This is a genomic window from Burkholderia sp. Se-20378, from assembly GCF_017104665.1.
Taxonomy (GTDB): Bacteria; Pseudomonadota; Gammaproteobacteria; order Burkholderiales; family Burkholderiaceae; genus Burkholderia; species Burkholderia lata.
In genome coordinates this window covers 1-6,598 of the sequence record NZ_JAAGPG010000446.1, presented here as the reverse complement: position 1 = coordinate 6,598, position 6,598 = coordinate 1, and the positions used below count along the sequence as shown (strand labels likewise).

The 6,598-nt window shown below is 68.4% G+C and carries 7 protein-coding genes; 2 read left to right on the top strand and 5 right to left on the bottom strand.

All coding sequences use genetic code 11. From position 1 onward, the window contains the following. Window positions 1–34 precede the first annotated feature (34 nt). Genes G3N93_RS30815 through G3N93_RS30800 form a run of 4 tightly spaced genes read right to left on the bottom strand, consistent with a single transcriptional unit; the run spans window position 35 to window position 4,937 of the window. Complete coding sequence (locus G3N93_RS30815) at window positions 35–1,276, bottom strand: multifunctional CCA addition/repair protein (protein ID WP_206134648.1); 1,242 nt, start codon at window positions 1,274–1,276, stop codon at window positions 35–37. Next, window positions 1,273–1,920: a glutathione S-transferase family protein gene (locus G3N93_RS30810; protein WP_206134647.1), complete on the bottom strand. Its 648-nt coding sequence runs from the start codon at window positions 1,918–1,920 to the stop codon at window positions 1,273–1,275. The genes G3N93_RS30815 and G3N93_RS30810 overlap by 4 nt, the downstream gene beginning before the upstream one ends. Before the next feature lie 47 nt (window positions 1,921–1,967). Further along, window positions 1,968–2,927 (bottom strand): complex I NDUFA9 subunit family protein, encoded by a 960-nt coding sequence (locus G3N93_RS30805; RefSeq protein ID WP_206134646.1) that lies wholly within the window; start codon window positions 2,925–2,927, stop codon window positions 1,968–1,970. 57 nt (window positions 2,928–2,984) lie between these two features. Continuing rightward, window positions 2,985–4,937, bottom strand: a complete 1,953-nt coding sequence (locus tag G3N93_RS30800; RefSeq protein ID WP_041492980.1) for a lytic transglycosylase domain-containing protein — start codon at window positions 4,935–4,937, stop codon at window positions 2,985–2,987. Between the two features lie 8 nt (window positions 4,938–4,945). Here G3N93_RS30800 and G3N93_RS30795 point away from each other — a divergent pair, with 8 nt between their 5' ends. Beyond that, window positions 4,946–5,554, top strand: a complete 609-nt coding sequence (locus G3N93_RS30795; RefSeq protein ID WP_174947372.1) for a 5-formyltetrahydrofolate cyclo-ligase — start codon at window positions 4,946–4,948, stop codon at window positions 5,552–5,554. A gap of 74 nt (window positions 5,555–5,628) precedes the next feature. On the opposite strand, the gene G3N93_RS30790 is transcribed toward G3N93_RS30795, so the two are convergent. Beyond that, window positions 5,629–6,141 carry a winged helix DNA-binding protein gene (locus G3N93_RS30790; protein ID WP_027788908.1) on the bottom strand — a complete coding sequence of 171 codons (513 nt, stop codon included), beginning with the start codon at window positions 6,139–6,141 and terminating at the stop codon, window positions 5,629–5,631. Between the two features lie 148 nt (window positions 6,142–6,289). On the opposite strand from G3N93_RS30790, the gene G3N93_RS30785 reads away from it, so the two are divergent. Beyond that, a partial coding sequence (locus tag G3N93_RS30785) for a carboxyltransferase domain-containing protein (RefSeq protein WP_206134645.1) occupies window positions 6,290–6,598 on the top strand: 309 nt, incomplete at its 3' end.

Below are 6,598 nucleotides of genomic sequence, written 5' to 3'. Positions count from 1 at the left end.
TCGGGAGGCAGGCGCGCGATGCGCGCCGTTTCCCCTATTCGCCGATCTCGAGCGCCTGCGCGACGGCCTCGATCCGTGCGCGATGCACGGCTTCCTTGATCTTCTCCGTGTCGTTGCCGATGCCGCGCGCGATCGCGCCGGCATCGACGCTGCGCGCGGCCGCGAGCGCGACGCGCAGCCGCTCGGCCTGCGGATACGGCTGCGCTTCGCGCCCGCGCCGCCCGCGCGCATCCGATTCGCATGCCTGCAGCATCTCGGCGAAACGCGCCGGCTTGCGCAGCGCGTCGCTGCGCTCGAACAGCCGCACCAGCGCGGCCGCGCCCATCTCCATCACGCGATGCAGGTTGCCGTGCTCGCGTGCAACCACGAGCGCGAGATCGCGGCACTCGTTCGGCACGCGCAGCCGCTCGCACATCGGCTTGAGCAGGTCGACGCTGCGCCCCTCGTGGCCGACGTGACGCGGCAGCACGTCGGCAGGCGTCGTCGCCTTGCCGAGATCGTGCGTGAGCGCCGCGAAGCGCACCGGCAGCGAGTAGCCCTGCTTCGCCGCATAGTCGACGACCATCATCACGTGCACGCCCGTGTCGACTTCCGGGTGGTAGTCGGCGCGCTGCGGCACGCCCCACAACGCATCGACTTCCGGCAGGATGCGCGCGAGCGCGCCGCACTCGCGCAGCACCGCGAACATCCGCGACGGCTTCGCCTCCATCAGCCCGCGCGCGATTTCCTGCCACACGCGCTCGGGCACCAGCGCGTCCACCTCGCCCGCGTCGACCATCCGCCGCATCAGCGCGAGCGTTTCGTCCGCGACCGTGAAATCCGCGAACCGCGCGGCAAAGCGCGCGATGCGCAGGATCCGCACCGGATCCTCGACGAACGCATCGCTCACGTGCCGGAACACGCGCGCGCGCAAGTCGGCCTGCCCGTCGAACGGATCGATCACCGGCCCGACCAGGTCGCCCTCCGGGCTCACCTCGCGCGCCATCGCATTGATCGTCAGGTCGCGCCGCGCGAGATCCTCGTCGAGCGTCACGTCCGGCGCGTAATGGAACTGGAAGCCGTGATAGCCGGCCGCCGTCTTGCGCTCGGTGCGCGCGAGCGCGTACTCCTCCTGCGTCCGCGGATGCAGGAATACCGGGAAATCCTTGCCGACCGGCCGGAAACCCTGCGCGGCCATCTGTTCGGGGGTCGCGCCCACCACCACGTAATCGCGGTCCTGCACGGGCACGCCGAGCAAATCGTCGCGGATGGCGCCGCCTACTGCGTAGATGTTCATGGCGTCGGCTCGTACTCGGCAATCACGTTCGTTTCGCGGCGCGCGGCGTCGATCCAGCGCTGGACGGCCGGCAGCGCCGTCACGCGGGCCGCATAGCCGGCCGCTTCCGGCGACAGGCCCGGCGCGTACGTGTTGAAGCGCATCACGACCGGCGCGTACATCGCATCGGCAATGCCGAATTCGCCGAACAGGAACGGGCCGCCCGACGCCTCGAGACACTCGCTCCACAGCGCATCGATGCGCGCGACATCGGCGAGCGCATCCGGCGTCGCGCCGCGCCCCGGCATCGACGCGCGCACGTTCATCCCCATTTGCGTGCGCAGCGCCGCGAAGCCCGAATGCATCTCGGCCGCGACGCAGCGCGCATGCGCGCGCTCGAGCGGATCGGCCGGCCACATCGGAAACTGCGGATAGCGTTCGGCGAGCGCCTCGGCGATCGCGAGCGAATCCCAGATCGCGACGCCGTGATCGTCGACCAGGCACGGCACCTTGCCGGACGGCGAATATTCGCGGATGCGCGCGGCCGTGTCATCGTGGCGCAGCTCGATGGCGATCTCGTCGAACGGAATGCCGAAATGCGCGAGCAGCAGCCACGGGCGCATCGACCACGACGAGTAGTTCTTGTCTCCAATGACGAGTTTCATGACGGTGTTCCGGAAAACGCGAAGGTGGAAAGGAAGACGCTGCCGGCCTAGCGGCGCGAGCGGAACCAGTCGAACCGGGAGCGCTGCGCGGCATGGCCGAGATACGCGGGCGCAATGCTTTCGAGACTCGCGGGCGAGATCCCGAGCTCCGGCGCGAGCGGCCCCGACAGCACGTTCGGCACCGACATCGTTGCGAGATTGTCGCGTGTGAGCACGGGCTCGCCGGGCAGGCATTCGAACACGCTGGCCTGCAGCCGCGCGAGCGCGTCGGGCAGCCGCACGATGCGTGCCTGCCGACCGACCAGCGTGCCGCAATAGCGCACCAGCTGCTCGAGCGTGTAGACGGTCGGGCCGCCGAGTTCGTAAGTCTTGCCGTGCGCGGCCGCGAGATCGAGCGTGTTGACGAACGCGCGCACGACATCGCCGACGAACACCGGCTGGAAGCGCGCGTCGGGCATCGCGAGCGGCAGCACGGGCACCGTGCGCTGCAGGTTCGCGAACGTGTTGAGGAACGCATCGCCGGGGCCGAACACGACCGACGGGCGGAAGGTCGTCAGCGCGAGCGAATCGGTCGCCGCGATCGCATGCAGCGCGGCCTCGCCGTCGCCCTTCGAACGCTGGTACATGCTCGCGCCGTGCGAGTCGGCGCCGAGCGCGCTCATGTGCAGCACGCGCTGCACCCCCACCTCGGTGCAGGCGGTTGCGAGTGCGGCCGGCAGCGTGACGTGCGCGCGCTCGAAGCCGCGCCCGTACGGCGTGCCACGGCCGCCGTGCAGCACGCCGACCAGGTTGATTGCCGCGTGCGCACCGGCGACGAAGCGCGCGAGCGTGCGCGTGTCGAGCGCTTCGAGCTCGACGATTTCGACCGGCAGCATCTGCAGGTGGCGCGCGTGGTCACGCCGGCGCGTGCCGATCCGTACCTGCTTGCCGGATTCGATCAGCGCATTGACGAGCCGGCTGCCGATGAAGCCGGTGCCGCCCAGCAGCGCGACGGTCTGGCGATCCATGTTCAGGGCCTCAAAAGAACACTGCCGCGTCTCGCGCGGCAGTGTGAAGATTGCGTATCAGGGCGAGATCATGCCTAGACGTTTCTTCAACGACTGCGGTTTGCCCTCGAAGAGCGCCGCGTAGTAGACGGTGTTCGACAACACGTTCTTCACGTAGTCGCGCGTCTCGTTGAACGGAATCGTTTCTGCGAAGATCGCGCCTTCGACCGGCTGCGTCAACACCTGGCGCCACTGGCGCGGCCGGCCCGGGCCCGCGTTGTAGCCGGCCGTGGCGAGCACCGGCGAGCTGTCGAAGTTGTTGTAGATGTCCGCCAGATACCAGGTGCCGAGCTGGATGTTGGTATCGATGTCGTGCATCTGCGCGCGCGAGATCGTGCCCATGCCGAGCTTCTTCGCGACCATCTGCGCGGTGGCCGGCATCAGCTGCATCAGGCCGCCCGCGCCCACCGACGAACGCGCGCTGATGATGAAGCGCGATTCCTGGCGGATCAGCCCGTACGCCCACTCGATGTCGAGGCCGGTCGATTGCGCATAGCGCTCGACGATGTTGCGGTACGGCGACGGGTAGCGCAGCGTGAAGTCGTGCTCGGCCTTCGTGCGGTCGGCCGTGTTGACCGTGCGGTCGAGCAGCTCGACGCGCTTGCCGTATTCGGCCGCGGCCAGCAGCTGGCGATCGGTCATCCCGCGCAGCGGCCAGTTCCATTCGCGGTTGCCTTCGAGGCGCAGGTTCAGCGCGTAGAAACGCTGCGCGAGCGCGAAGCCCGGAATCTTGCTCATCGCGTCGATCTCGGCGTCGCTCACCTTCGTGCGCGGCGGAATCGTCGTGCGCTGGCCGAGTTCTTCGCCGGCGAGCTGCCCGTAGAAGTTGAACTGGCCCGCGACCTGCTCGAATTCCTGGTTCGCCTGCAGCGTGTCGCCGCTCTGCTTGAGCGCGCGCGCATGCCAGTAGATCCAGGCCGGATCGTCGCGCAGCGACGGCGGCATCTGCTCGATCGACCAGCGCACCATCGGCCAGTTGCCGGCGAGCAGCGCGGCGCGCGTGCGCCATTCGTAGCCCGGGTTCGACAGCGGCGCATTCGTCGATTTCGCGTACCAGACCGACGCGAGCGGCGAGCGCTTGATCGCGCCCTGGTAGCCGATCGCACCCCACGCGATCGCCTGTTCCTGCTTGGTCAGCGACGCGGCGACCGACGTCAGCATCCCGGCTGCCGCGTCCGGATCGTTGCGCGCCATCCGGCTGAGCGCGATCAGTGCGAGCTGGTGCGAGGTCGCGTCGGGGCCGACGCCGCGCGCAAGGTACAGCGGCGGCGCGCTCGTCGCCTGGTCGAAGCCGACCGGGCGCGGGCCGAGCGCATCGACGATCTTGCCGCCGAGCGTCGTGTAGTTCTGCTCGTACGCGAGGCGCGCCTGCTGCCACACGTCGTCGCTCGTGAACTGCTGGTTGACCGTCAGCGCGGTGATCAGGTCGACGCACGCGTCGCCGTAGTTCTTCGGCTCGACGAGCAGCGCGCGTGCCGCATCGGCGACGTTCTCGCCGCGCGCCGCGCGCGATTCGAGTGCGTAGCACTTGACCTGCGTGTCGTCATCGAGCACGAAGCGCTTGTATTGGTCGTCGAAGTTGCGCCAGTCGTGGCGCGCGCCGAGCACCAGCAGGTAGTCGTTGCGCAGGCGGTCGGCAATCGCCTGGCCGTCGTAGCGCTGCAGGAACGACTGCACGGGCGCGTCCGGCGCGTCCACGCGCGCGCGGCCCGTCGAATCGAACAACTGCGGCTTGATCTGGAAATACTCGACGTAGGACGGCACCGGATAGTTCGGGATCATCGACGCGAGCTGCGCGGCTTTCGCAGCGTCGTTGCGACGCGCGGCTTCACGAAGCTGCACGAAGGTCTGGTCGTCCCCGGAGACCGTATCGTCGTTCGGTGCGGCGCATGCGGCCGTGCCCGCGACGAGCGCGGTGGCCGAAAGCGTCAGCGCGACCGCGCGATATACTCGGAAAAGGCTGTTCGACATCGTTTTGAATGGAGCACGAAGTGAGCGAAAGCATAGCACGCAACCCTGTGCCAAACCCGAAGGTTGCGCTACGCAAAACGCTGTCCGGCGCGCGTCGCGACGCCGCGTCGCAACCCGCCGCGAACGCCGCGCTCGACGCGCGCCTGCGCACGCTGCTCGAACGGCTCGCGCCGCGCACGGTCGGGTTCTACTGGCCGCTGCCGGGCGAATTCGATGCGCGCGAGGCAATGCTCGCCTGGTGCGCGGCCGGTGCCGGCCGGCAGGTCGCGCTGCCCGTGATCGACGAGCGGCACACGCCGCTCGAGTTCCATGCATGGGACGCGCACACGCCGATGCGCGAAGGTCATCACCGGATTCCGGAACCGGCGTCGGGAATCGTCGTCGTGCCCGACCTTTTGCTGATTCCCTGCGTGGGATTCGATCTGGAGCGCTACCGGCTCGGCTACGGCGGCGGCTACTACGACCGCACGCTTGCCGCATGGCCGGGCAGCGAGCTGCCCGTGACGGTCGGCATCGCCTATGAAGCGTGCCGCGTCGATGCGCTGCCGGCCGAAGCGCACGATCTCGCGCTGCGCTGGATCGTGACCGACGGCGCGCTGTACCCGTCCGCCGGATGATGCGGCGGGCGGCGCCGCATCCGTCGTCGCACGCCCGTCAGCGCACCGCCGCGCGCCACCTGCGGCGCAACCGTTTACAGCGACGCCGCCGCGCGCGCGGCCGTGTCGTACAGGCCCGATGCGTTGCGCAGCAACTGCGCCGCGTCGCCGATCTGCTCGTTGGTGAGCCCGCTGTCCTTCAGCGTCTCGATCAGGCAGTGCTCGCGCACCTCGCGGTACTTCAGGCACAGGTCGCGGCCCGCGTCGGTCGCGAAGAAGAACACTTCCTTGCCGTTCTTCTCACTCTTCACATAGCCGCGGGCGATCAGTTTTTTCAGCGCATAGGTCGCGACGTGCGTATCCTCGATATTGAGCACGAAGCAGATGTCGGCGAGCTTCTTCTTGCGTTCGCGATGGCTGACGTGATGCAGCAGCGACACCTCGACCGCCGTCATGTCCTTCGCACCGGCCGCCGACATGCAGCGCACCATCCACCGGTTGAAAGCATTGCCTGCCATGATGAGCCCGTATTCGAGCTCCGACAGCTCCGCGCTCGAATCGGAAACGAGGTGTTCGGATGACACGATCTTGGTCGCAGGACGCTTCATGGAAAGGCGGAGCAAGCCGGATGACAGGGTGTGCCGAGTGTACGCCAGAAGCCCCGACATACGGGCTAGGCGAAAACGCTTATTGGGAAGTTGTCGATATTTTATTGACAATGTGCGCTAACATTGCCGTCCGAACCGTGCCAGTCCGATGACGCAACCCCGCATTTATCCGCTCGGCGATGCCGCCCTCGTCTGCGAGGTGCCGCCGCCCGCCACGCTCGATTGCCAGCGCCGCGTCTGGGCCGTTGCCGAGGCCGCGCGCGCGTGGCCCGACGTGATCGACGTCGTGCCCGGCATGAACAACCTGACGATCGTTTTCGACGCGCTCGCCACGACGGCCGAGTCGCTCACGCCGGCGCTGCGCGACGCGTGGGAGACGGCCGACGTCGAGCACGCCGACGGCCGCGAGGTCGAGATCCCGGTCGAGTACGGCGGCGGCGCCGGCCCCGATCTTCCA